The organism is Bacillus sp. RC240 (assembly GCF_044907945.1).
Classification (GTDB): Bacteria; Bacillota; Bacilli; order Bacillales; family Bacillaceae_G; genus Bacillus_A; species Bacillus_A mycoides.
In genome coordinates this window covers 821,268-848,188 of record NZ_JBIYCT010000001.1, presented here as the reverse complement: position 1 = coordinate 848,188, position 26,921 = coordinate 821,268, and the positions used below count along the sequence as shown (strand labels likewise).

Here is a 26,921-nt window from a genome sequence, read left to right as displayed (position 1 = left end):
ATGAACTACTAGAAAATCCTCTTTTTTATTTATTTTAATCCCTTAATTAAAGGTGATACTTCCCCGCTATAGAAAATCCATAAATCATGAAGCGATCTCGTACATCCGACATACAATAATTTCGCATCATGTTTTGTATTTTTGTAATGTTCTTCATCAACGTCGATTAGAAGTACGGCATCAAATTCTAATCCTTTCGCCAAATATACAGGTACTACCGAAATACCACCTTCATATTTGCTTTGATCTGCTTCAATGACATTAACAGTCAACCCTACATTTGTTAACTTCTCATATATATCACGGCATTCATCGTCTGTTCTTCCAATTACCGCGATTGTTTTCACATCTTCAGTTTGCAAATGCTGTAATGTCTTTAAAACTTCAGTAAATTGGTCCTCTGCCCGAATTACTTTCACGTCTTCACCGCTACGAAAAACTGGTGTTGCGAGTCCTACAGGAATTTCTGCATTTTTTATTATTTCATTCGCAAATTCAATAATTTCTTTTGTAGAACGATAGCTTCTCGTCAGTTCATAATAACCTGTTTCTTGGAATACTTCCTTAAAAGCACCCCAGTCTTCAATTCCTTGGTAATCATAAATTGCTTGAGATAAATCACCTAATATAGTGAAAGAATTACCTAGTGTAATTTCTTTTAATACATATACTTGGAATGGCGAGAAATCTTGCGCTTCATCAATAACGACGTGATGGAACTTTTGTCCAATTTCAATTCCTGTTATGCGATGTTGTATGTAAATTAAAGCTGGTAAGTCTTCTACATACACTTCTTTTTTACGACAATTCTTTTCTGTTTCTTGAACAAGTTCTTCAGGTAATACTTCGAGTATTTCTTTACTCTTTATCATTGAATTATATAGTGAAAGCGGGCTCATTTTCGGCCAAAAATTCATATATGTGTTCAATCTCTTTGTCGCTTCTTTTTTTAGTAATTTTTTCTCGTTTGTTTCTCCAAACTTTTTAAGCTCAATTTCAATCCAGCGCTTCATACGGCCGACTAAACGTTCTCTTCTTTTCTTTAATGGATAGTGTTTATATTCAACCTGCATCCATTTTTTAACGTCTTCCACTGGAATAACAGCTTTATCCCATGCCTCAAAATCTTTTGTTGGCACTAAATCTTTTTCAAATTGAATCATTCTTTCTTCAATAAACGACTTAAATTCCAGCGTGCCTTTCAATTTACCTAGCATAACCTTTTTTTCATCGCGATTAATTGAGAAAGCTTCTTTCAATTTTTCTTCTGTCTGCTTCAGTTTCACCGAACCATCTAACAGACGCAATGCCCAATCTGGAAACGTTGTTTGACTAATATTTCCTATCCCTAACTCAGGAAGTACACTTGAAATATAGTCTAAAAACAAACTGTTTGGAGCGAATACGATCATTCTCTCCGCTTCAAGTTGTTCACGATATTCATAAATTAAAAAAGCAAGGCGATGTAAAGCGATCGTTGTTTTTCCGCTCCCTGCAACCCCTTGAATTAATAATGGTAAGTTTCTTTCCGCACGTATAATATCATTTTGCTCCGATTGTATAGTCGAAACGATATCTTTTAATTTATTATCTTTATTCTCACCTAATCGATATAGAAGAAAATCATCAGCATGTGAGACATCTTCATTTCCTTTCACATATGTATCAACAACACGTTCTAGTTCTCTCTTTCGAATCGAAATGTTTCGTTTTAAATAAACATCGCCTTCTACTAATCCGTCTGGTGAATGATAAAATGCTAATTCTTCACCACCGGTAAATGAATAAAACATACTTGCGACAGGTGCACGCCAATCAATTACAATTGGTTTCATCGTATCTTTATCTGAAACACCTACTTTACCGATGTAAATCGGCATTACGTCTTCCTTGCCATCCTCCTGAAAGTCTAATCTTCCAAAATACGGCTCATGTACACCAATACGTAAGCTTTGTCTATTAGACTCCCTCATACTTTCAAGAATTTGCTCTTTAAAATCTTCTCCATAATAAACCGGGATTTTTTCAAGCTGTTCTAATTGATCATCCATCGTACTTAAAGTATCTTTCATTTTTTGTAACTCTTCGTCAAAAATGTTGTTCATTTGATGATTCCCTCCTGTCCGTTCCAATTTTTTCAGTCGAAATATAATTGTATTAAAAATCCATTCATAAAGTCAATAGTTTTAGTAAGAATTTTCTAAATTAAAAAAGAGTAGAGATTAATCCCTACTCTTCCTTACTTTAATTCGATATGCCAAACATTCATTTAATGTTGCCAATTCTTTATATTTTCGTTTTTCAAAATCATATGCTCCCCCAGGGAAGACTCCCATAATACTTAAACCAGCTTCAGCACATAGATTGCTAATCTCATCTACCGTATAACATCGTAAAGACTGTGTTACTACATCATTTGGATAATTAGGGTCCCGCCAATGATCTAACATTCTTTCATTTATACTATCATATTCGTATTTTCGCATAGCTGCGCTTAAGGACATTTCTTGTCCACTTACTTTTTTCCAATACAATGGTTGATAAATATCAATAAGTGCACATCCATCATCCTTCATCCAATTTTTAATCCGTTTTAATAGAATCAATTGCTCATCATCTGTTCCTACACCAAATCCGTCTAAATAACTAACAACATCAAACTTTTCTTCAAAGTTAATTTTATAAAAATCAGCGCAATGAATATCTATATTATTAGTAGAATGTTCTTTTGCAAACATAACTAACTCTGGTACAAGTTCAACCGTAGTCATTTTCACTTGTAACCTAGACATCGCCCTTGCAAATCTGCCATTTCCTGCTCCTAGTTCTAACATCGTTTGAAATGGATGACCAACTTGTTCTTGAACTTCTTTAGCAACCTGCTCTAACCAGCTTTCTGTATTGATATCGTAATTCGACAGTTCGAATTGTTTTTGGTAAAATTCCTTCACATTTAATTCTTTCATTATTATTCTCCTCCTGCACTAGATTTTTCTGCTACAGGTGAGAAACTAAATTTCTGACATCCATGAAAAAAAACCATTCTTATTTCTCTATATTTACAATTTATCAAAATAATAAGAATTTTGAAAGTACCAATATAAAAAGCAGATAATGGTCGATTCCACTATCTGCTCTATAGCTGCTTTTATTTTCCTTGTTGATACTCCACCCAATCACCAGAAATGATAACTTTCTTTAGCATCTCTTTATCTTGAGCAATATACACAAATGCACGTATTTCTCTATCACCTAAATAAATCGTTTCGGTGATTCGGTCATATAAATCACTCTCTGCATTACCTGTGTATTCTTCAAGTTCATCTAACTTTTGCAGAACATCATCATTTACTTCATAAACTTCTCCGTATACCTTTTCCCCATTTGAACAAATCATTGCAGGATACCCTTCGTATGTATCAAATAATTTACCATACGTCCATGCTTCGTCTGCGATGCATATTGCAACTTGCATAAAATGAGCATTCGTTTGCTCTTTTCTTAACGTGCCATACACGAAAACGTGATGCATAAATCCCTATCCCCTTTATATGTCTCTACTTTCTAATTTGTAAATAAGCACGAATCATAAAGTAACTCACTTCATTTGGAAGTTGGTCCTTAATCGATTTCAGACCACCCTCTGCATTTTGCACGGCAGTTTCAATCAGTGATTCATATTCTGCAGGAACAAAACTGTTCCATTCTACTTCCATTCCATCTTCAAAGCAGCGAATTAAATGATTTTCAATTGTTTGTCTTGATAAGCTACGTTCTTTCGCAATTTCATCTAGATCAATGCCTTGTTTATACATTTCATACGTTTCTAAATGAGAATTCACTGACGCTTTTCCTGATTTTTTACTCTCTGAAACAACTTCAGTCTTAATTGTTTCCGCATAGTTTGGGTTATCCTCAATAAAGTGCTGAACTGCTTGTAAGAAGTGAGACCCGTACTTCACGAGTTTGTGTTCTCCGATTCCTTTTACAGTTAGGAGTTCGGAGTCACTTTGTGGCATTTTCGCACACATATCTTTTAACGTTTGGTCAGAGAAAATAACGAACGGCGGTACACCTTCTCCTTGTGCAATTTCTTTACGCACTTCACGAAGCACTTCAAATAAAGGATGGTCTTGAACAATTTGTCTCGTTTCTACTCGTTCTTTGCGTAAAACATTCTCTTTACCAAGTAATACTTCTTTTCCTTTTTCCGTTACTTTTAATGTTGGATACGTACCATGTTCAACTGCAATTAACTCATCTGAAATTAAAAACTCAATAAACTCACTGACTTCTTTTACACTACGGTTTGATAAAAGACCGTACGTTGGCAAAGTATGAAAATTAAATTCAATGACTTTCTTATTTTTAGATCCAGTTAATACTTGTGCAATCATTTGCTTTCCGAATCGTTGGTTCGTCCTAATCATACAAGATAGTACCATTTGGGATTCTCTCGTCACATCGATACTTTCACGGTCGTCCGTACAATTACCGCAGCGACCACAATCTTCCTTCGGTTCTTCTCCGAAGTATTGCAAAATAAATGATTGTAAACATTGTTCTGTATGACAATAATCGGTCATATTTTGGAGTTTTTCAAGCTCATTTGAAAAACGTGATTCTCCAGTTGATTGATCGATTAAAAAGCGTTGTACTTGCACATCTTGAGAAGAATATAACAAAATACATTCACTATCTAATCCATCACGACCAGCACGTCCTGCTTCTTGATAGTAACTTTCCATATTTTTTGGAAGTTGATAATGGATAACGTAACGTATATTCGATTTATCTATACCCATTCCAAATGCAGATGTTGCCACCATAACACTTATTTCATCTCGTAAAAAGAGTTCTTGCTGTTCATTTCGATCGTGATCGCTCATACCTGCATGATATTTCGATACCGAAACTCCTGCTTTCCCTAGATCTTCATATAACTGATCGACTACTTTTCTTGTAGCTGCATATATAATCCCAGATTCCTTCTGATTTTGACGAATATAATCTGCTAAATACGCATTACGATCCTGTCCTTTAATTACTGAAAATGATAAGTTCTCGCGCTCGAACGTTGTCATAATTGTATTTTCTTGATTAATTTCAAGCGTACTACAAATATCATCACGTACTTGTGGTGTTGCCGTTGCCGTTAAAGCTAAAACGAGCGGTTTTTCTGGAAGATAATCTAATATGCGATGTATATGTAAATAACTTGGACGGAAATCATGACCCCACTGCGAAATACAGTGCGCCTCATCAATCGCAATCATTGGAATTTTCATATCGATAAGTTGGTCAACAAACTCCATAGAATCAAGACGCTCAGGCGCCACGTAAAGCAATTTGTAATGTCCTTGTTTCGCCAATTGAATTCGTTGATTCGCTTCTGTAATAGAAATAGAACTATTAATATATGTAGCGGAAATACCGTTTTGTATTAATGTATCTACTTGATCTTTCATAAGTGAAATCAAAGGTGATATAACTAATGTCGTTCCTTCGAATACTAATGCGGGAATTTGATAGCAAATTGACTTACCACCGCCCGTTGGCATAATACAAACTGTATCTTTCCCATCTAATACATTTTTAATTGTTTCATCTTGTCCTCTTCGGAATGACGAATAACCGAAATAAGACGCTAAAAGTTCTTGTGCTTTTGTAAACAAAAAAGAGTCACCTGCTTTTCTTTATCTTTCATCTATTCCCATTATATCATCAAACTGATTCTCGCCACTTTGAATTTTATAAGTATTTGAGTTCTATTTGCTTCTTACGTTTTCCAACATAAAAAAACAAATCTAGTACACAAGAAGAAAGAATTTCAAAATAAATATTCATTTAATTTACCTTCCTAGAATACTACTAATCGTATACATATGAATTTAAGGAGGTTAAATTATGAAGAGTCGTTACAATAATTCCAACAAACCTAAAGCGTCAAATAAACAACTCCAATTCTCTAATAATGATGCGTGGAAATATGAATCATTTTATAAGTATCAGCCCTTATTTTCTTATAGCAAGCTTATGAATTTCCTTTCTCAACTTTTTAAACGTTAATACATGTGCCAAATATATATCATTCAAACAAATTTTCTCAACATATAACTTATAGACTTACTACAATACAGTTGTTACCATATATAATAATCTGTTAGATAAACCCCTTATGTTGACCTGCTTAAATTAGCAGGTCTTTTTTTACACTTACATATCGCAATATATCGTAGCCTGGTTGAAAAGTCTTTTCTCCATTTTAGAACCCTATTCCGCTCTCCACAAATGATTATAATTCCAAAAAGCAAAATATAAATCCGCTACATTCATACAAGCAATTCATTTTTTCTCAATACACAAAGTGAATTTCATTTGTTACTATAAAAGTACTCTAGATGAGTTTTTGCTCATCAACATTATCTAGTTAAAGGGGTCTGCCGCGGGAAGCAGACCCCTTTAACTTTATTAAAAAGTACTCTTCTTATTTGGACACATTTACCAGGTTTTTTTGAAAGAATTTTATGTTAATATTACGTAGTCGAGTCCGACATCTCGACAATACCCTTTAGAGGTCCTGTAATTTCCCTTGCAGGACCTCTATTATTTTAAAATTCTTTTGATTTATATATATCATAAGTATATTTTTCATTCCCCTTCAACTTTCTCCTTTTCCAACTCTCAAAAAAACTCTTGGACACGTAACTTAAAAATAATGTTTATCATATTGTGAGATATACATGTTCAAAGGAGTGTAACTATTTATGTATACTTATTGGCAATCGTATTACTCCCCTTATCATATCACTAATGGAAACTTCGATTCATTTGTAAGAAATTACCCAGTTAGTAAAAACGAAAACTTTCTAAAAGGATATATGCGTTCTTTATGGGAACAACACGTTGCTTGGACACGATTAGCCATTATAGGCATCATCTTTAACTTGCCCGACGTAAACGTTACCGTTGGACGTCTTCTACAAAATGCAACACACATGGGGCTATCACTTGAACCATTCTACGGAGAAAATGCAGTAAAAAAATATAGTGCATTAATTAAAGACCACTTAACAATCGCTGCTGATCTTGTTAAAGCCGCAAAAGCTGGTGATCAAAACGCAGCGGCCGCTATAGAAAAGAAATGGTACGCTAATGGAGACGAAATTGTTGAGTTTCTAACTAGTATCAATCCATATATAGAAAAAGAAGAATTTAGAAAAATGTTTTATGAGCATTTAGCGTTAACGAAAGCGGAAGCACTTGCCTTCCTAAATAAAGATTATGATGCCAGTGTAAAACTATACGATAAAATTGAAAAAGAAGCATTAGAAATGGCCGACATGATAACAGACGCAATCGTAAAACAATTTCCGCAAGTATTTCAATAAAAATAAGCCGATTTGAAAAAACAAATCGGCTTATTTAGCTTTCTATCAATGATATTTCACTACTCCTCTTTACATTTAACGTATATCGATATATTTTATTAATATCCGTTTTTTATAGGAGGAAATAGTTTGATTAACGCAATTGGTCTCGTATTTATTCTCACAAATAAGCACGAGAAAAAGAAGAAAGTTTATCTGAATGAAAAATTCGCATTAATAGACATTATTGATTCTAAAGAAGTATTTGATGATGAAGGTAACTCATTAGTAGAACTAACATGTAAATACAGCATATACTTAGACGAAAAATACTACTGTAAATCTCTCGATGATTATACTGGACAAGTATTCCCCTTCTTAAGCGCAAAAATAGGAAAGGGACTTCTTAGAAACTTAAATTATTACTTTTCTTACGTTGATGCCTATGATAAAAAACCACCTGTTAAAGAAATAAGACCGCTTATGAAACAAGTAACTAACAGATAGCGGACAGTATTCAAAAAGAAAGCACCTAACTTCAGATGCTTTCTTTTTTTGAATCAGTAACTCTCTAACTTTCATCTCCTTCTAAATATATATACCCACGCATACTTTAAAATAAAAACATTGGAGGATTAGGCTGAATGAAATATTCAGAATCAATCGTAAGTAAACGGCTTCGAAAACTTAAAACAAGTGGTATGTTTTTTATACTATTTTTAATCGCATGGATTGGATATACAAAATTCCTTTATGGAAATGGTTTTCTTCTAGAAAAGAAAAATTCAGTTGAAGTAATGAATACTAGCGTTACTGGAGAAATAGAAAAGAATTTCGATGTAAACTTACAAGGTTTTCGTAAAACGAACCTTGATACACTTATAGATGCTAGTAAAACCGATCCTAGCGAACTATCCTTAATTGAACTTATCAACACATCTTGTTCTAAAGATTGCATTGGCGAACCTTTAACTTACGTTAAATCAAACCACGGATATATCTTTTATAAGGAATCTAATGGTACTAATGTAGCTTTAAAGATTATAAAACAGGATTCATGGGAAATTGAAAAAAAATCTGTTCAAGATGGAATTTAAAAGGTTTATACACAAAAAGAGTACTTACTTCAAAGTACTCTTTTTAAAATATTACCACTTACGACATTTATCATCATCGTCGTCACGTTTACGATTGCGACGGCAATCATCACAATCACAGTCACGTTTACGTCTACAACCACAATCATCACAATCTCTGCGTCTACATCTTCCAAACATTAAATCATCCCAAAATCTATTACAATCTCTGCGTCTACAACCACAATTATTACACATGAATATGACTCTCCCCTAATATAAAATAGAATTCATCATATTCTATGTTTAAAAGGGTAAAAAGGCTTGTTTAATAGTCTATTTTAAATGTATTAATTTGGTATAATTTGAATCTATATTACTAATTTATCCCTATACTTCCTTCTGCGCTTCCACTGCCCCATTCAACCTCTGCAGCATATACCCAATCCCTCTACATCCCGCTAACGGATATGTGATGATTTCTTCTGGATATAACTTCGTCACTACTTTTTTATGCTTCTTCCCCGCAAGTAAGACGATCTCTTCAAACTGAAGTAAACCTTTATCAATCATCTGTTGTTTTAATTGTTCTATGCTAATAATCTCATTACTATTTGAATCAAATGCAAGATCATAATTTTCCTTTACAATATCATTTGGTCTTAAAAATCCATGCTTTGCTGATAATATAACCCAATTCTCGAAAAACTCAGTTGCATACGCCTGACATGCTTTTCCGAATGGACTAATATATACATCTTTTGCCTCTTCCTCTCCGTAATCTGGATACTTATCCCAAATTTTCTTTTTTCCGCACGGAATAATGCATAATCTTTTCATTGTTATTTCTTACCTCGCTTCTAACTTTTTAAATATAAAAATAGAGAATTCTCCACTTCTTCATACTCAGCTTCTATGTCTCCAATTCCCACAACGTTCCAACTATTATTTTTTTCTACCGGTTTTTCATTCATAATGATATGAACTTGTTTCATATTTTTATAATCTTCTTCAAAAGATGCTAACACAGGCTGATTTAGCATATATGTTTTATTATGTATACTTACACTTACAAAGGTTTTATGTAATGCTTTATTTCCCTTTAAATTTACGTTCATTGGATTAAACATATTTAATTTTATATCCCCTATAATATACAGGTGATATCCTTTTTTCTCATTAAATTCTTTAAAATCCTTGTCTCTTTCGTTTTGAACAAAATGAATCATTTGCTTTGTTTCATTACTTATTGTAATTTCATTGTGTAAATCCAAATCCACATTTATATTTTGTTTTAAAAAAGCATATAGCGATTTATCACTATTAAAGAAGCTCGTTTTCCACTCAGGAAGGATTTCATCTAATAATAAACATAAAAACATTCCTGAGCTATAGCAACTCTTTCTTATGTTACAATTAGCTTCATATGCATCTAAAATTAATCTACTATATTTTCGTAATGTTTCACTTTCATCATTATTACATACTGTATTGTAAGCATTCATTTCAACATACCAAGCAGGCCCTTCTATACTTTCAACCATACACTCGTATGTTACAAACTCTTCTTTCATAAAATTAGCCCTTCGCTCTCTTAGTTCAATAAATTGCTTAATATAGTTATTCTTCTCAGCTTGTGACTTACAATGAACAGCATCATATAAACAAATTCGTTCTTTATTTCGTAATTCAATATTTTCTTCTAATATAGGATATTGAAATCCTAGAGATTCATTTGGAAATCTACTTTCACCATTCAAATATTGATAACAATGAAAAAGTTCATGCACTACAATCGCAAATAAACTTTCATAATCTCTATACCTATTCATATTGACGATGGCAGTTGGATAATCTTTGAATATGATGAATGTATCTCCTTTAAATTGTTCATTCCAATTTAAAACGGTATACCCATCATCATCCTCTGTCAGAAATAATGGATGATGAAATACATACACATACTCATCATCATACAATGCAAAAGCAGCCCTCTTAAAATCAGGCCATAGCTTATACAATAACTCCATATTTATATCTTGCTTCATTCTATTTAATATATTGTCCATTATACAAATCCCCCTATATCATTCTTTATATATATCATCTACCCTATTTTCAAATAACCATTTCATTTACATAATTACAAAAATATATGTCTTATACATAATTTTCTAAACACAAACTTATCATGTGTTATATAAATATAGTCATAACATTGGTATTAAAAGGAGGTGAACAATTATGAAAAATATACTCCCAGCATTATTAGCTTATATTATTGTTTGTATCATCGCAATTATCATTCCAGCATCTGACGGCTATAATAATGTGGGATGGAAATTATTCGTTGGGCAAGCGTACGCAATACCTATTTTCATTATTGCTGCTATTGTTACATTTTATATAAACAAGAAACGATCTTATGAATAAAGAGGATAGCGAATGCTATCCTTATTTTAATTCACTTATAAACTTCAACACAGCTCCAGCAGTACTTTGTACCGTTTCTTGTGAAAAATCAAATGCAACACCTGTATTTTCATAGATTTCCTGTATGGAAAAATTCCAATCCGCACTCGTTCCCTCTTTAAAGAAAGTAATCGCTTTTTCTTGATTCTCCCGATATATTTGAAATAATTGTAGTGCTCCTAATTGTGCAATTGCATATTCAATTTTGTAAAAAGGATACTGAATATAATGGAACGATTCTATCCAACTCGCACCAAGCCCTTCCTCATAGCCTGTAATATCGATTGACGAAAATTTATACCTTTTACATAATTCGAGATATTTCTCATCCCGTTCTTCTGATGAATGATTTGGATTGGTATAGAGCCAATGCTGAAATAGATCACCTGAAACTGGCGTAATTAATAAAGACAAAGCTCGATGCAGTTGTTCTCGTTGTGCTTTCTTATATTCATTCTCTTCCTTATAAAAAATGTTAAGTTTATCCATTAGTAATAGCTCGAGACTATGAGAATACAACTCAGCTACTTCTTCACGAAGATATTTTTCTTGCATACTACTTTCATTGTTAAACTGTTTATTGAAATGAAGTGCATGACCCACTTCATGTATGAGTGCATTAATTGCGTTAAATGATGGGCTAAAATTAGAATAAATAAAAACCTCTTGGTTATAAGGTAAGGTAAAACAAGCAGCCCCCGGCGCCTTATTTTCCCGTTCTTCTACGTCAATTAATCCTGATTTCCTTATATGAATAAATTCCTCATGAAAATATGAATCTGTCTTTCTTAACATCTCTTCAATCCCATCCAATAAATCATTGGAATTTTGAAATGAAACTTTCTGCAATGTACAAGGAGCAAGATCCCATGGAAGATACGCTTTTACACCAAGATCCTTTTTAAAAAGATTTCCTAATCGTTTCCATACGGGTACAACCAGCTTCTCTATAGATTCATGAAGCGTATAACAGTCTTCAATACTATATTCTCTGTTTTTTAGCTTAAAAATATATTCGCTATAATTGTTAAACCCTGCATTTAGGGCCATTTGATTCCGTAATTGTACAAGTTCATTCATAATACAATCTATTTCTGGTTTTACTACACTTCGTGCTTCACATAAAGCATGCCATGCCTTTTCACGAATGCTTCTATTTGGGTTATCCAACTCTGCTTTAACGTATGCGTACGTCCTTATTTCGTTGTTCCAATTGATTGTTATGTTAGACATAATTTCTCTATACTTCGTTATAAAACCCTCCTCCTTAACGGCAAGAGAAATATTCTTTTCATTAAATAATTCGCTGTTCACCAATCTTACTTTTTTCATGTATCCGTATTTTCGTTCATCCAATAGCTTTGAAAACGGACAATCACTAAATTTCCGATCAAATTTTGCATTGTATTTTTTTAAAAGTGGTTGAATACTATTTTGGTTATATTTATGTAGATTACGTATTGTACTGTCTTTCGTATCTCTATACACAGCAATTAATTGACTCGTTAACACCTCTTCTACTTCAGCAGTTAAACGCTGTTCCTTTATTAGCCATTCCTCTAATTCAGCAACAGAAGAAATATTTTGATTTAAAAGTGATTGAAATTTGTTTTCCAACGTTTTCAAGTCATAACATTTCCTATTTCCATCCCTTTTTAACGTCTTTGAACCATTAAACATACGCAAACCTCCTTTTTTAAAATTATAATTTTCTGTCATTTTAAAAAAGAAAAAAACAAGCAGCCAATCTGACTACTTGTCCTTTCTGTTTATCCGTACTCAATATTATTAAGCTTGGAATGTTTCTGTTAATACAGGAACGATTTGTTTTTTACGAGATACAACACCTTTTAAAGTAGCTGTGTTGTTTTGTAATGTTACGTTGTATGCTTTCTCAACAACGTTTGTTGCTTTACCGATCGCAAGACCGACAGAATCGTTAGTTAAGATATCAGTTACAACGAATAAGAATAGGTCTAAACCTTTTTCTTCTACTACTGCAGAGATAACTTTTTCAAGTTCCGCTTGTTGTACAAGAACGTCGTTTGTATCAACAGCGTTTACTTGTGCGATTTCAACTTTCGCGTTACCCATTTGGAATTCTTTAGCGTCAAGGGAGATTAATTGCTCCATTGTTTTTCCGCTTAAGTCAGCACCAGCTTTTAACATTTCTAAGCCGTAGCTATCTGCATCTACACCAGCGATTTCCGCTAATTCACGAGCTGCTGCTATGTCTTGCTCTGTGCAAGTTGGAGATTTGAATAGTAAAGAATCTGAAATGATTGCAGATAACATTAAACCTGCAACTTCTTTACGAATTGCAACGCCGTTTTCTTTGTACATTTTGTTTAAGATTGTAGCTGTACATCCAACTGGCTCACAACGGTAGTATATAGGATCGCTTGTTTCAAAGTTAGCAATACGGTGATGGTCAATAACTTCTAACACACGAACAGATTCGATATCGTTAGCACTTTGTTGACGCTCGTTATGGTCAACTAAAATAACGTTGTCCACTTCGTTTGCTACTGTCTCAACAAAACGCGGTCCTTCTACTTTAAAAGAGTCTAACGCAAATTGAGTTTCACCGCTGATTTCGCCTAAACGTACAGGCTCAGCATTCATTCCTAATTCTTTTTTCAATTCTGCATAAGCAATCGCAGAACAAATTGCATCTGTATCTGGGTTTTTATGCCCGAAAACTAGTACTTTTTCCATGTTTTCCACCTCTTCATGAAAAGGATATCTTAAAGAAGCAAATATGACAATATTTTAGACACATTTTTTTATAAATAATTGTACTTTCTTCTATATTTTTCATAAAAAAGATCATCTAAAATGAATTAGATGATCAAAATGTATATTTAATTTAAAATAGTGTAGGAACTTGCACTACATTGTTAAAAGCAAATTTGGAATTTAAACCATTATTCACAAGGTTCACATCAATAACTTGATAAAACGCATTTCCAGTGTCCGCAATCTCCCAAACAGCTAAAATAAGATGGTAGCCACTACGGTCAGTTGGTACATTTGCTTCATGCGTTACTGTTGTCCCCGGTCTAACTCCGCCATCATTTTTTACATAGAACGGCACTAAATCTAAACTAGACCTTGTTAAAGGCATATTTGGATTCCAATCCTTCTTTGTAATGTAGTATTTCCATTCTTTCGTACTATGAGGAGCGGTTAGTTTCCACTTGAATGTATTCATCCCGCCGTTTAACGTAACTTTCTTCCACCTATCAACTGCTTGAACGTCTAAAGCAGGAAAATGACCAGCACCTGCAATTTGTCCATCAGAAGGTCCTAATTGCGGAAAGCCACCTATTCCTTCTACACTTTGTGGTTCATATTGAACTGGACCGCAATTTACATTTACCCCTTGCTTACATAAATAAGATCGGCTCGCTGGTGATTCTACATACCCATGAGCTGAAGCCTTTTCTGAAAATCCAAATGTTAATAATCCAGTAAGTAATATCCCACCACTTAACATAACCTTTTTTATCTTTTGTAAACTTGTCTTTTTCATTCTTTCATCCCCTTCCCAAAAATGAAACGAAAATAACTATAGTTGCCTAGTCATCTTCTCTACATCCATTATAAGTGGAAGAGCATTACTAAAAGAACCCTCTAAAAACTTTCTCAAATTCGTTTAGCTACAAAAATATCAATTCTTCTTCACATTTTAATTACCAGTTATCAAATCTATTATTTATTTTGTCGTTTTATTGTTAAATACTTATAACACCGTCTGAAAATACAAACGGCGTTAAAGTAGTTAATAATTACTTACAATTATATATCACAGTGTAGCTTCGAAAAAAGTTTGATTACATTAACTCTATAAAGCTAGATAAAATAATATAAAGAAAAAGTGTGTTTTGAAAAAGATTGATCTAAACACGCTTTAAATATACTCAATTAAACCATTCGTTTATAAATAAATTACGAAATTGGCAAAGGCAGTCTAATTATCGAATAGCCCTCTTCCTCTCAGATTTGCGGAAACAGGCTCCTTTCCTATTTCACGTGCCCATATAGATAACTGGCCGATATGGTGGATTTCGTGGACAATGACATGACGTATTATCTCTCCGTGTGTACATTCAATGACTCGGCGCCTAATTGATGCGTCTCTAGAGCTAATCGGTTCTTCATTGAAATCAGTTTCTGAAAGTTTCCGAGAATCCATTTCATTTGTCCAAGATGTCACAAATGGCTTCACTTTCTCGTGATATTGAGCTGAGAGATTTTTTACTTTTTGCAAGCTGGCATACTCTTCAAACAATGGCTCCTCAGGAACTGGCTCACCTCGCAAACCTAAGATCCACATATATTCCACATCTACAATGTGAAATAAAGTATGTAGGATACTACCGAACCCACCGACCCGTTTCTTTAATAGTTCTTCATCCGGCATGTCTTTGCACAATGTAAACCACTCATCACGAACTTGCCAATTATATTGAAACGGTTTCAACATGACAGCAACCTCCATCTTTTAGATTAACATTTAATATTCACCAAAAGACTTCAAAATCAAAATCTAAAAAACTGTTAAAATTCTCTACAGACTAGCCCTTTAAATTAAACATTCCAGATGAAGTTAAAGGGTCAAAAGAAAAAAACTATTATACAGGATTTTATCAAACTTTATTTTGAATTATTAATCTTTTTGTAAATCAACACACAGACATAATAACAAATATGTCGTTTGAAATTATCTCCCTTTTCAAATAAAAAACTAAATCATTTTATAATAAATTACTGTTGCATCTAACTCACCATTCGGAGAAATTGCATACCCTGGTATTTTACCGGATTCTTGATAGTCTAACGACTTGTACAATCTATTCGAGGGATCTCCTTCTCTAGTATCTAACACTAAAAGAGACCTGTTTTCTTGCTTTGCTCGTTCCTCTGCTTTTTGCATAAGTGAACGTCCAATGCCGTTACGTCTAAAGTTTGGATGAGTCATTAACTTGCAAATTTCAGCTCTATGTATCCCATTAGGCTTTGTAACTAAATATAATTGAATACTCCCTGCCACTTCATTGTTTATTTTAGCAACATACAATATCACTTCTGGTGCTAATACAGTTTGCCAATACTTCGCTGCTTCTTTTTCTTCTAGTGGAGGTAAAAAACCAATCGACGCTCCATCATCTACTACAGTTTTCAACAGTTCAGAAAGCTCTTCAATATCATTTTCTAGTTGCTTAATCTCTTCAATTACTAAATCTTGCATTACTAATCCCCCTTTTGTTTCATTGTAACAATTTTTAAAGCAGGAATAATGAAATACTAAGATGAAATTATTTAAAATACGATTTTTTAGAGAAAGGATAACTATATGAAATATATATTAGATAGAAAATATGCAAGAGAATTGCTGGATTGGGCATATGAACAAAACCCAGGTCCGTGGTTCGAACATTCACGTAATGTTGCCCTTGCAACTGAAAAGATAGTTGTTGAACTTATTAATAATGGGTACGACCTAGATGCTGATATAGCATACAACGCTGCCCTCCTGCATGACATAGGAAGATATAAAGGTTTTACTAAATCTGTTATTCATTCCTATGATGGCTATATGTATATGAATGATTTAGGGTATACAGGAAACGCGATTATTTGTGTGACACATTCATTTCCTTGCAAAAATGAGCATTTAGATATCGCAGCAGAGTGGAGCCTTGTTCCCGATTATATGGAAAGCCGATTAATTGAAATATTGAATAAAAATAGTGACTATGACTTATACAATAAAGTAATTACTCTTTGCGACGCTCTCGCTGATGCGGATGGTTTTACTACGCTTGAAAGAAGATTGGTTTCTGTTGGTTTACGTCATGGCACAACCTCTCATACCTCTTTACATTGGAAAGGATTCTATACAATTAAGAATGAATTAGAATCTTTAATTGGGAAGAGCATATACACCCTTCTCCCTGATGTAGAGAAATCAATTTATAAGAATACAGAATATTAAAACAAGAACAACTTAAAAACGATACACTTTGTATGTATGATTCTAAAAAACTCATTTAAAAGTGGAGGGATTACTTATTAGTAAAATAGGATTTGACTTAATAAATCATGAAGGTAACTTTGATTTTGGATATGAAGATATAACGAATATATCCAGGAGATGTAAATTTTCTAACTGTTCGCATACAAATGAACCACACTGTGAAGTTAAAAAAGCTCTCTCTGACGGAATTCTTTCTGAAGAAATATTTAATAATTATTATAGAGATATAAACGAGGCACAATATGTTTCTACACAAAGGAATAAAACAAAAGCTATCGACTATATGAAACAATTGAAACTCTTTCAAAAAAATTAGACTAAACTAGAAAGTCCCCCTTAAAAGAATATTTTAAGGAGGGCTTTTTCTTGTTTAATGACTTTGATGTTTCAATTCCACCAGACATTCTTGTACTAAGGTTACTGCCTGACTCATTGCAGCTCCACCAGCAAACGCGGCTGAAACACCACAAGCTTCTAAAATTTCTTTATCAGAACATCCTTGGTCAATACAGCCCTTCGTATGATAAATCGTACAATATTCGTCTTGTGTTGCTAAACTAATCCCTAATGCAATGAGCTGCTTTTCTCTTTTAGTTAATGTACCCTCCTGAAAACATGCTTGTGTAAAAGCGTTATATGTTTCTGCAATTTCAGGGATTTGTTGCGTAAAATTCCCTATACCTTCTTTATAATCAAGTAATACATCATTTATAGAGCCATATTGTTGATTTTCCATCGTATATCCTCCATTCATTTTATTCACACTTACTTTAGTATGAGATAAAATGAAAGACATATACAAATATTTACTCTTAAAAATAGAATGAATTTTCAGTTTATTTAACTTTTAAATTTGCACATCTAAAGTTTCAGCCCATTATCTACTGACACTTTTTCTTTAGAATTTTTCCTTTCAACCTCTTTACTTCTTTCTTCCCAAAATGTTAAACCTTCAATTCCCACATTTTTAGGATCAAACACTGGATCTTTCCCTTCTTTTTTCTGCGTTTCATAGTCTTTTAACACTTTTAATGCCGTTTTACTTAATAATAGAATCGCGATTAAGTTTAACCATGCCATACTACCGATTCCTAAATCTCCAAGGTTCCATAATAGCGAAGCTGATTCTACGCTACCGATGTAAACCATAATTAAAAACCCAATTTTCAAAACTGGTTTTAACCAGCTATATTTGAGGTCACGATCTAAATAAGTAAGCGTCGTTTCAGCGATATAGTAGTACGCGAGTAAAGTTGTAAATGCAAAAAAGAAGATTGCGATTGAAATAAATATTGGACCAAATCCTGTCATAACAGTTTCAACTGCTTGTTGTGTATAGATTGGACCTGCATCTACATTTCCCATATTCTTTACAATAGCGCTTTTCCCTTCAGGTATTACATTATACATACCTGTTATTAATATCATAAGAGCTGTCGCTGTACATACTACAATTGTATCAATATATACAGAAAACGCTTGAACTAGCCCTTGTTTTGCAGGATGTGATACTTCAGCAGCAGCGGAGCTATATGTCGCTTCCCCAACACCAGCGACGTTTGAAAATACAGCACGCTTTACTCCCCATGCAATAGCTGCGCCGACGATGCCGCCAAACATTTCATTTACACCAAAAGCACTTGAGAAAATTAAAGCAAACATACTTGGAATTTCCGTTACATTCGCAATTAATACGATACATGTAACAATTACATAACCAATTGCCATAAATGGAACTAGCATTTGAGAAACGCCCGCAATTCTCTTTACACCACCAAAAATGATAGCTGCTAATAATACGACTAACAATATACCAGTTATATATTTGCTAATACCATTAGAATTTTCAAATCCAACTGCGATACTACTCGATTGAATACCTGGTAATAAAACGCCATATGATAGTGTTACAACGACCGCTACCATGACCGCAAACCATTTCATTTTCAAGCCTTTCTCAATGAAATATGGCGTACCACCACGGTATTCATTGCCTACTTTACTTTTATATACTTGTGCTAATGTTGATTCAACAAATGCACTAGCTGCTCCTAATAATGCCATCACCCACATCCAAAATACAGCTCCAGGTCCGCCGAAAGCGATAGCTGTCGCTACTCCTGCGATATTACCAATTCCAACCCTACCTGATAACGCCAAACAAAATGCTTGAAAGGATGATATCCCAGTCTCCGAGCTCTTCCCTTCAAATAATAGTTTAATCATCTCCTTAAAATAGCGAATTTGTAAAAAACGAGTTGCAATTGTGAAATACACTCCTGCTCCTAATGCGAAAACAACTAAGCCAATACTCCAAACTTGCCCTACTAACCATTCTACTAACTGCTCCATCCAAATCCCCCTTATCATTCTTTTGAAAACTATTTTATATATAAGAAAACGGACAACTATTATTAAACCTTCCAGTTGTCCGCATCTCTCATTATTTCATCCCTCTATTTATTAACAGTTAGACTCTCTATTACTTTATATTTACCCAAACACTTTTCACTTCTGTATAATTATCAAGTGCATATGAACCTAACTCACGTCCAACACCAGATTGCTTATATCCACCAAATGGTGCAGCAGCATTTTCTAGGTTATAATCATTAATCCACACTGTTCCTGCCTTTAATTTATTGGCAACTTGATGCCCTGTTTTAATATTTTGTGTCCATACGCCCGCAGCAAGTCCGTAAGACGAGCGATTTGCTCTTTCAATTACTTCTTCTGTCGAATCGAACGGGAGTACAACGACAACTGGTCCGAAAATTTCTTCCTTAACGATTGTCATATCGTCTGTAACATTTGTGAATACTGTTGGCTGTACAAAATAACCTTTTTCAAATGCACGTTTACCACCAGCTGCAACAGTAGCACCTTCAGATTTTCCTTGTTCAATGTAATTTAGCACACGCTCTTGTTGTTTTTTAGATACGAGCGGTCCCATTTCAGTTTCCGCCTCCATACCTGCCCCTAGCTTCACGTTATTTGCCATTTTCACAAGTTCATTTACTACTATTTCATAATGTTTCCGATGAACGAAAACTCGAGATCCTGCGCTACAATTTTGACCATGATTATACATAATGCCTTGGAACGCACCGTTAATCGCTTCTTCTAAGTCAGCGTCTTCTAAAATGATGTTTGGTGACTTACCACCAAGTTCTAACGTTACATGTTTAATTGTTTCTGCAGATTGACGCATAATATATTTCCCTGTAACTGTTGAACCTGTGAAAGCTACTTTATCAATATCATGATGGTTTACAATTGCCGATCCTGCTTCAGGACCGAAACCTGGTACAAAGTTTACGACACCGTTTGGAAAACCAGCTTCTTTAAAAAGCTTCGCTGTATATAGTAAAGATAAAGGTGTTTGCTCTGCTGGTTTTAATACAATCGTACAACCCGTCGCAAGAGCGGCTCCCATTTTCCAAGAAGACATAACGAGCGGAAAATTCCACGGAATAATTTGACCTACAACACCAACCGGTTCGTGACGTGTGTAATTTAAATAATCTTTTGAAATTGGAATTGTTTGCCCGATAATTTTTGTAGCCCATCCCGCGTAATAGCGGTAATTTTCTACAGTCGCTGAAATATCATCATCAAGTGCTACTTGATATGGTTTTCCATTATCTAAAGCTTCCAGCTGTGCTAATTCTTCTCTATGCTCTTCAATTAAATCTGCTAATTTATAAATAAGGTGTGCTCTTTCAGCAGTAGTCATCTCTGCCCACGGGCCTGATTCAAAAGCAAATCTTGCCGCTTTTACTGCGACATCAACATCTTCTTCTTGCGCTTCACATACGACTGCTAGAACATCTTCTGTTGCTGGATTGTATGTTTCAAACGTCTTTCCACTTATTGAAGAAACAAATTCACCATTAATAAACATTTTAATTTCTTCATTTAAAAACGCTTTCACTTTTGGTTTCAGCTCAATGTTTGTCGTTAACATATATACTCTCCTCCTTATTTAAACAGCTGCATGAGCTGCAATTTCTAGTAAAATAGCTTGAAGCTTTTGATCTTCTTCTTCAGTTAATCCTAATCTCGGATAACGTGAAGGTCCTCCGACTTGCCCATGTAATTCCATTGAACGTTTAACGATTTGCACATACTTTCCTGATCCTTCAAGAAACTCACAAAGAGGTAAAATAGCATCGTTCATTTCCCACGCTTTTTCTAATTCACCATTTTGAAAATGCTCATACATTTTCGTAACGAGTCCTGGAACGATATTTCCTGCTACTGAAACCCATCCCGATGCACCAACTAAATAAGATTCCATAACTAAATCTTCAGATCCGCAGAAGACTTGGAAAGCACCTTCACCTTGTCTTACTAAATCTCTCGCTTTTCGAATATCTCCACTAGATTCTTTAATATGTGTAACATTTTCACATTCTTTTCCAATACGGAGCATTAACTCTGTGCTCATATCAACACCAGAAGTAAATGGGTTATTGTATAGCATAATTGGTATATTTACAGCGTTTGAGATTTCTTTAAAATGAAAATAAATCTCCTCTTCCTTCGGTTTACAATAGTAAGAGTTTATAATTAATGCGCAATCCGCTCCGTGCGCTTCTGCATGTTTCGTATATTCAATCGTTTCTTTCGTCGTCTCTGCAGCAGTTCCAACAATGACAGGAATACGGCCATCAACTTCTTTTAATACTGTTTCTACCATGTTAAATCGTTCTTCTTTTGATAAACTAACAAATTCCCCTGTACTTCCATTAATAATAATTCCAACTACCTTTTGCTCAATAAAGTAGTTTACGTTTTGTTTTACGCCTTTCCAATCAATCTCTTGAAATTCATCCATCGGTGTTATTAATACTGGAAATGCCCCTTTAATTTTTTGCATCTTTATCTCTCCCTTTAACATATTATTTTAATAAGAAACCTGTTGGAAACGGATCAGTAGGATCTAATATAAATGTTTGCATACCTGTAATAAACCCTCTACTTTCAAATCGAAAAATGTATCCAAGTTCTTCTTTCTTCACTTTTTCTACTGTTATAAAGCTATTAAAAATACTTTCATTTTTAAAAGGTTTATCCGCTATATAATCATTTTTAAATAATGTATGAACATAAGACACAATAGTAGAAACAAAACCTGGTGAACGTACTATAAAGTTATCTTCATGAAATGTAATCGACTTTATATGGTTCTTTTCTTTTCGCATAGAATCTACTAAAATAAGTCTTTTTATTAATGACTGTTTTTGTATAGCTTGAAGTGTAGCTTCACCCCATTTTTTTAATTTAGAGATGTTTTCAATACTGATTTCTGGCGAATACGTATCTTTTTCTACAACTGCATATACTTTATCTGCCTGTATGAGAGAGTAACTTATATTACCAACCTTTAAATTTTTCTCAATCATATAACATAGTTTGCTTTCAAACGAAACAGATACAACTTCATCATTCTCTACATATGCATTCACTGAAAATATTCCAGATAGCGTTTCGATTTTGTATTGATTAGACTCTCTCTTTTTTAAATACCCACTTTCTAGTAACATCGTTATTACTGCGACAATGCCTCCGTAATGAAGAGGAATGGCTCCTTCATGATTAAAAAACAATACAGCTGCATCCACTTCATTATGAATAGAAGGAACGACAATACATCCATTTAAACCGATGAAACCACGTGGTTCATTTAATAAAAGTTTCATTTCTTCTGCTAATTCACCTAAAAATTGTTCATTTAATTGCTCCAAACTGTAATAGTATTTGCATGGTACGTCTTTCATTACACGAAACGCCTCGCCATTTACGTGTACGTCTACTGCTGTATACATTTTTTGAATGTTCATTTTACATCCTCCGTTTCATGTTCCATCGGCGGAATTAGCAAAAAGCCTTCTTTAAGTGGATCCTTTTCATTGTAAAAAAATCTATGCATACCCATAAGCCAAGCTGATCCTGTAATTTTCGTTATTACAGCTTCAATATTTTCCACATATGTCGTATTTATGACACACCCTTTAAATAATGAGCCAACGATACTCTCATGAATAAACTCTTCATCGATTTTAATTTTTTTATGAGCGTATAATACAGCTAACTTCGCTGATGTTCCTGTGCCACATGGAGATCGATCAATTCCTCCTGGCGGAACAACAACTGTATTTTTCACATGCGCACTTTCATGAGTAGGATCTGTATAAAATTCAACATGTGTTAATCCTCTTATAAACGAATACTCTGGATGAATGATTTCAAACTTCTCATTAATTGTATTTCTAATATGAATCGCCTTATCAATGATTGTAGATGCGTTTTCTGGTACTAACTCTAAACCTACTGACTTCGCATCGATAATGGCATAAAAATTCCCTCCATACGCAATATCAGCCTCTACAGCTCCAATTTCTTCGACGTGTACAGAAATATTTTTCAGTAAAAAAGCTGGTATGTTACAGAAGGAGACTTCTTTCGCTTTCCCATCTTGAACAGAAATATCTACTTCAACTAAGCCAGCTGGTGTATCTAGCTTTAAAGAAGTAACCGGTTCAATTACTGGAATTAAACCTGATTCAACTAAAGCTGTACATACACCGATTGTATCGTGGCCACACATCGGCAAATATCCACCTGTCTCTATGTATATAACACCTATATCAGCTTCAGGATGACACGGATCTGTTAATAATGCCCCTGACATTACATCATGACCACGAGGTTCATTCATTAACAATTTCCGAATCCAGTCATACTCTCTTTTCATATGTAACATCTTCTCTGCTATCGTCTCTCCAATTAACTTAGGAAGTCCGCTAATTAATGTCCTCGTTGGATTCCCGCCCGTATGTGTATCAATTGTCGTAAAGACTCTTTGTGACCTCATCCGTTTAACACCCTTTCTGTAAAACGACTCAAACGAAGTGGTTCAATAGGAATGCTTGTTTCTTTTTCATTTAATAACTCTTCAATCACTTTCCCAGTAACTGCCGCAAGACTAATTCCATCACCTTCATGTCCTGCTGCAATAAAATAATTCGGAATATGTTCCACTCGTGAAATTATCGGCAAATGATCTTCTGTCCACGGGCGTAATCCAGCATATGAACGAATCACCATCATATCTGCCATTTTCGGATAAAAACGAATTGCTCTATTCGCAATACATTTAATAACCTCGTTATTTATCTTCGTATGAAAACCTACAAACTCTCTACTACTACCAATTAAAAAATTTTGGCTTTCTGTCGGTTCAAATACAAGTGCCACCCCATACTTTTCAGTTAAAGCATCCACTTTTCGTTTTCCACCAAATTTAGAAATTAAATAACCAAATTCCATTACTTTACGGCAGCCAACGTGTTGTTGCCTTGAAGCTACAATAATATGTCCCTTTCTCGGTTCAATTGGGATATTCACATCTAACATCTGTCCGATTTTAGGAGCCCACACACCGGCTGCGTTCACAACTTGCTTCGCAGTAAACGTTCCATTTGTCGTTTCTACAATAAAGGAACCGTCTATATCTATTTTTATTTCTTTCACTTCTGTATGATTAAAAGCTTTCGTACCAAATTTCTTCGATTCTGCAAGAAGTGAAAAAGCAAGAAGATATGGATTTACAGTCGAATCAGTTGCGCATTCTAAACCACCTAATAAATCATCCGCAAAAAATGGTGATTCCTCTCTTATATCTTGCCTATCAAGCATTCGAAATGGTAAACCAGCCTCTTTTTGACGATTTACCCATTGCTGCGCTGCCTCCATCTCTTCGTCTGATTCACAAACGAGAATGCTTCCTGGCGCCCTATATTCAAATGAGTGTGCCAACTCTTCACTTAATTCAGTTACTAATTTTTGACTTACTAACGACATTTGACTATCAAATCCTGGGTCTTTATCAATAGCCAAAATGTTCCCGTCACACCGTGAAGACGTCCCACTGACAAATTCTCCTTTTTCGATGATTGTTACGTCTCTTCCATATTTTGATGTGTAATACGCGATAGAACAGCCTATAATACCACCGCCTATTATTAAAACGTCACAGTGTCTCACATAGCACCCCTCCTTTCTCCTAAATCTCTCACTTTCTATTTATGCAATTGGTGTGCCAACTCTACATACAGAACTATTTATATGAAATAATTTTTATTTGTAAAAATATTTTAAATTTATCGTAAATAGGTGTATTATTTTTTTATCACTGTCTAAATTTTTATACATAATAGGAGGGCAATATGGCATTTTCATTCCCAACAATAAAAGAGTTAATAAAAATTTTGTCAATTGATTGTACAAGTATCGTTAAGCGCATGAAACAGGTAGGTGAAAAATTTTATTACCTCCATTCACCTACTGAGGAATGGAGGTGCACAGTTATATATGAAGATGACTCTTTCACTACTTTAATCGACGCATTTTCTCATGAACTAGCCGTTGTCATCATTAAAGAAAATCAAGAGCCTTTATGCTGTATAACTGCTCAGCAAATGATTCCTTTTCTTTATAAGTATTACAATGAACTACTAGCTTTTTATAACACTGTTATTCAAACGTCTGATTCTTCTGTTACAGTCATCGACGATAAAGAATGCGTTCGTACTTGGACAGATGGCGCTGAAAAGATTTTTTCAGTGAACCATAATGAAATTATCGGACAACCCATCACCCGTTTTTTTGATTATAAAGATTTAGAAATTTTGCAATCATTACATGACGGAAAAAGCATAATTGCTCAGTTCCATCAGCCACGTCCAGATTTGTTCGTATTAATTAATTCAAACCCAGTTTATTGCAACGATAAAATTATTGGAGCAGTCGTTTCAGAAACGGATGTTACAAATCAAGTCGTATTAAATGAAAAACTATTTAATATGTCTCATGAAATGCACCGTTTAGAACAAGAAGTAGCAAAATATAAAGATACATCCGATCCTTTCCTTGCGATGAATGGAAAAAGCCCTGTTATACAAAGAACGATTCAATTAGCTAGAAAGGTTTGTTCAGTGAAATCTACGGTTTTAATACTCGGAGAAAGCGGAGTTGGAAAAGAAGTGTTTGCGAAAGCAATTCATGAAGCAAGCGAAACAGCAAATGCCCCTTTCATTTCAATTAACTGCGGCGCAATCCCAGAAGCGTTATTTGAAAGTGAATTATTTGGTTACGAGCGTGGGGCTTTTTCTGGTGCAAATAGTAAAGGTAAGAAAGGTAAAATAGAACTTGCACAAGGCGGTACTTTATTCCTCGATGAAATAGGCGAAATGCCGCTCGATATGCAAGTGAAACTTTTGCGTGTACTGCAGGAACGAAAGTATTACCGAGTTGGTGGAGAAAAAGAAATCAATATTGATTTCCGTATTATCGCTGCTACAAACCGTGATTTACAAGAAGAAATGAGAAAAGGAACTTTCCGAGAAGATTTATACTATCGCTTAAATGTAGTTAGCTTGCTTATTCCACCGCTGCGCGAAAGACGAGAGGATATTATCGAATTGACGTACTCCTTTTTAAACGATTTTTCAATAAACTATAACAGGCCTATTCGAGACTTACCTTCAAATATTATGCATGAACTGCTTCATTACAATTGGCCTGGTAATATTCGCGAGCTCCGCAACGTAGTTGAAAGACTCGTCGTATTTGCGACAGACGGCATTATAAAACAAGAATATTTACCGTTTCACACAAATGATACTTTAGACAATCATACGGCTCAATCCCTATTACTCAGCAACAATAATACGATTCTTTCTTTACAAGAAGAAATGGATGAGCATGAGAAAAAGGTAATTGAAAGAGCTTTACGCATTTTAGATGGTAATAAATTAGAATGTGCGAAACAACTTGGCGTAACGAGGGCCACTTTATATAATCGTTTAAAAAGACTGGGGTTACAATAATCCCTCTCCTCCTCTATATTGGCATAGTTTTTGCATAATAATTTATGTAAACCGAACTAGAGGA

The 26,921-nt window shown here is 34.3% G+C and carries 26 protein-coding genes; 7 read left to right on the top strand and 19 right to left on the bottom strand.

The annotated features are described in order from the left end of the window. Positions 1–29: 29 nt before the first annotated feature. The 4 genes from ABH955_RS04435 to recQ form a co-directional block, all read right to left on the bottom strand. Positions 30–2,105 carry a HelD family protein gene (locus tag ABH955_RS04435; RefSeq protein WP_404490915.1) on the bottom strand — a complete coding sequence of 692 codons (2,076 nt, stop codon included), beginning with the start codon at positions 2,103–2,105 and terminating at the stop codon, positions 30–32. Positions 2,106–2,222: 117 nt separating this feature from the next. Further along, on the bottom strand, positions 2,223–2,966 hold the full coding sequence (locus tag ABH955_RS04430; protein WP_404453611.1) for a class I SAM-dependent methyltransferase: 744 nt from the start codon (positions 2,964–2,966) through the stop codon (positions 2,223–2,225). A gap of 182 nt (positions 2,967–3,148) precedes the next feature. Then, positions 3,149–3,532, bottom strand: coding sequence for a gamma-glutamylcyclotransferase family protein (locus ABH955_RS04425; RefSeq protein ID WP_404448767.1), 384 nt, complete (start codon positions 3,530–3,532; stop codon positions 3,149–3,151). Between the two features lie 25 nt (positions 3,533–3,557). After that, positions 3,558–5,675, bottom strand: coding sequence for a DNA helicase RecQ (gene recQ, locus ABH955_RS04420; RefSeq protein WP_404453608.1), 2,118 nt, complete (start codon positions 5,673–5,675; stop codon positions 3,558–3,560). A 1,092-nt stretch (positions 5,676–6,767) separates the two neighbouring features. Here recQ and ABH955_RS04415 point away from each other — a divergent pair. The 3 genes from ABH955_RS04415 to ABH955_RS04405 all read left to right on the top strand — a co-directional run bounded on the left by ABH955_RS04415 (position 6,768) and on the right by ABH955_RS04405 (position 8,467). Beyond that, positions 6,768–7,391 carry an acetylglutamate kinase gene (locus tag ABH955_RS04415; protein WP_219302618.1) on the top strand — a complete coding sequence of 208 codons (624 nt, stop codon included), beginning with the start codon at positions 6,768–6,770 and terminating at the stop codon, positions 7,389–7,391. A 129-nt stretch (positions 7,392–7,520) separates the two neighbouring features. Further along, positions 7,521–7,877, top strand: a complete 357-nt coding sequence (locus ABH955_RS04410; protein WP_000606233.1) for a hypothetical protein — start codon at positions 7,521–7,523, stop codon at positions 7,875–7,877. A gap of 137 nt (positions 7,878–8,014) precedes the next feature. Next, a complete protein-coding gene (locus ABH955_RS04405) occupies positions 8,015–8,467 on the top strand; it encodes a hypothetical protein (RefSeq protein WP_404453605.1) in 453 nt (150 codons plus the stop codon). Positions 8,468–8,518: 51 nt separating this feature from the next. On the opposite strand, the gene ABH955_RS04400 is transcribed toward ABH955_RS04405, so the two are convergent. The 3 genes from ABH955_RS04400 to ABH955_RS04390 all read right to left on the bottom strand — a co-directional run bounded on the left by ABH955_RS04400 (position 8,519) and on the right by ABH955_RS04390 (position 10,515). After that, positions 8,519–8,704, bottom strand: coding sequence for a hypothetical protein (locus tag ABH955_RS04400; RefSeq protein ID WP_002085081.1), 186 nt, complete (start codon positions 8,702–8,704; stop codon positions 8,519–8,521). A gap of 132 nt (positions 8,705–8,836) precedes the next feature. Next, positions 8,837–9,286 carry a DUF6884 domain-containing protein gene (locus ABH955_RS04395; RefSeq protein WP_098168333.1) on the bottom strand — a complete coding sequence of 150 codons (450 nt, stop codon included), beginning with the start codon at positions 9,284–9,286 and terminating at the stop codon, positions 8,837–8,839. Between the two features lie 20 nt (positions 9,287–9,306). After that, complete coding sequence (locus ABH955_RS04390; RefSeq protein WP_404490914.1) at positions 9,307–10,515, bottom strand: peptide ABC transporter permease; 1,209 nt, start codon at positions 10,513–10,515, stop codon at positions 9,307–9,309. Positions 10,516–10,690: 175 nt separating this feature from the next. Between ABH955_RS04390 and ABH955_RS04385 the strand changes: the two genes are divergently transcribed. Next, positions 10,691–10,879 carry a DUF4017 family protein gene (locus ABH955_RS04385; protein WP_002032631.1) on the top strand — a complete coding sequence of 63 codons (189 nt, stop codon included), beginning with the start codon at positions 10,691–10,693 and terminating at the stop codon, positions 10,877–10,879. 21 nt (positions 10,880–10,900) lie between these two features. Here the strand turns inward: ABH955_RS04385 and ABH955_RS04380 are convergent, their stop codons facing one another. The 5 genes from ABH955_RS04380 to ABH955_RS04360 form a co-directional block, all read right to left on the bottom strand. Next, the gene (locus ABH955_RS04380) at positions 10,901–12,598 is read right to left on the bottom strand and encodes a M3 family oligoendopeptidase (protein ID WP_404453599.1); all 1,698 of its coding nucleotides are present in this window, start codon (positions 12,596–12,598) and stop codon (positions 10,901–10,903) included. A gap of 108 nt (positions 12,599–12,706) precedes the next feature. Then, on the bottom strand, positions 12,707–13,636 hold the full coding sequence (ppaC, locus tag ABH955_RS04375; protein WP_404448756.1) for a manganese-dependent inorganic pyrophosphatase: 930 nt from the start codon (positions 13,634–13,636) through the stop codon (positions 12,707–12,709). 151 nt (positions 13,637–13,787) lie between these two features. Further along, a complete protein-coding gene (locus ABH955_RS04370) occupies positions 13,788–14,453 on the bottom strand; it encodes a lytic polysaccharide monooxygenase (protein ID WP_404448754.1) in 666 nt (221 codons plus the stop codon). Between the two features lie 438 nt (positions 14,454–14,891). Then, a complete protein-coding gene (locus ABH955_RS04365; RefSeq protein WP_404490913.1) occupies positions 14,892–15,407 on the bottom strand; it encodes a DinB family protein in 516 nt (171 codons plus the stop codon). Positions 15,408–15,668: 261 nt separating this feature from the next. After that, a complete protein-coding gene (locus ABH955_RS04360) occupies positions 15,669–16,172 on the bottom strand; it encodes a GNAT family N-acetyltransferase (RefSeq protein ID WP_404448752.1) in 504 nt (167 codons plus the stop codon). Between the two features lie 105 nt (positions 16,173–16,277). Here ABH955_RS04360 and ABH955_RS04355 point away from each other — a divergent pair, with 105 nt between their 5' ends. Both ABH955_RS04355 and ABH955_RS04350 read left to right on the top strand, forming a co-directional pair. Beyond that, positions 16,278–16,919, top strand: coding sequence for an HD domain-containing protein (locus tag ABH955_RS04355; protein ID WP_404453593.1), 642 nt, complete (start codon positions 16,278–16,280; stop codon positions 16,917–16,919). 61 nt (positions 16,920–16,980) lie between these two features. Continuing rightward, positions 16,981–17,277: a hypothetical protein gene (locus ABH955_RS04350; protein WP_404453590.1), complete on the top strand. Its 297-nt coding sequence runs from the start codon at positions 16,981–16,983 to the stop codon at positions 17,275–17,277. Positions 17,278–17,331: 54 nt separating this feature from the next. Here the strand turns inward: ABH955_RS04350 and ABH955_RS04345 are convergent, their stop codons facing one another. The 7 genes from ABH955_RS04345 to ABH955_RS04315 all read right to left on the bottom strand — a co-directional run bounded on the left by ABH955_RS04345 (position 17,332) and on the right by ABH955_RS04315 (position 25,013). Then, complete coding sequence (locus tag ABH955_RS04345; protein ID WP_002085063.1) at positions 17,332–17,697, bottom strand: carboxymuconolactone decarboxylase family protein; 366 nt, start codon at positions 17,695–17,697, stop codon at positions 17,332–17,334. 125 nt (positions 17,698–17,822) lie between these two features. Beyond that, positions 17,823–19,313, bottom strand: a complete 1,491-nt coding sequence (locus ABH955_RS04340) for an alanine/glycine:cation symporter family protein (protein WP_404453587.1) — start codon at positions 19,311–19,313, stop codon at positions 17,823–17,825. Positions 19,314–19,443: 130 nt separating this feature from the next. After that, positions 19,444–20,928, bottom strand: a complete 1,485-nt coding sequence (locus ABH955_RS04335; RefSeq protein WP_404453584.1) for an aldehyde dehydrogenase family protein — start codon at positions 20,926–20,928, stop codon at positions 19,444–19,446. 18 nt (positions 20,929–20,946) lie between these two features. Continuing rightward, positions 20,947–21,843 carry a 4-hydroxy-tetrahydrodipicolinate synthase gene (dapA, locus tag ABH955_RS04330; protein WP_404453581.1) on the bottom strand — a complete coding sequence of 299 codons (897 nt, stop codon included), beginning with the start codon at positions 21,841–21,843 and terminating at the stop codon, positions 20,947–20,949. Positions 21,844–21,865: 22 nt separating this feature from the next. After that, positions 21,866–22,807: a proline racemase family protein gene (locus tag ABH955_RS04325; RefSeq protein ID WP_404453579.1), complete on the bottom strand. Its 942-nt coding sequence runs from the start codon at positions 22,805–22,807 to the stop codon at positions 21,866–21,868. Continuing rightward, the gene (locus tag ABH955_RS04320) at positions 22,804–23,841 is read right to left on the bottom strand and encodes a proline racemase family protein (RefSeq protein ID WP_404453577.1); all 1,038 of its coding nucleotides are present in this window, start codon (positions 23,839–23,841) and stop codon (positions 22,804–22,806) included. The genes ABH955_RS04325 and ABH955_RS04320 overlap by 4 nt, the downstream gene beginning before the upstream one ends. Continuing rightward, complete coding sequence (locus ABH955_RS04315) at positions 23,838–25,013, bottom strand: NAD(P)/FAD-dependent oxidoreductase (RefSeq protein WP_404453574.1); 1,176 nt, start codon at positions 25,011–25,013, stop codon at positions 23,838–23,840. Before ABH955_RS04315 ends, ABH955_RS04320 begins: the two co-directional genes overlap by 4 nt. Before the next feature lie 182 nt (positions 25,014–25,195). On the opposite strand from ABH955_RS04315, the gene ABH955_RS04310 reads away from it, so the two are divergent. Then, on the top strand, positions 25,196–26,857 hold the full coding sequence (locus tag ABH955_RS04310) for a sigma-54 interaction domain-containing protein (protein WP_404490912.1): 1,662 nt from the start codon (positions 25,196–25,198) through the stop codon (positions 26,855–26,857). Positions 26,858–26,921 lie beyond the last annotated feature (64 nt).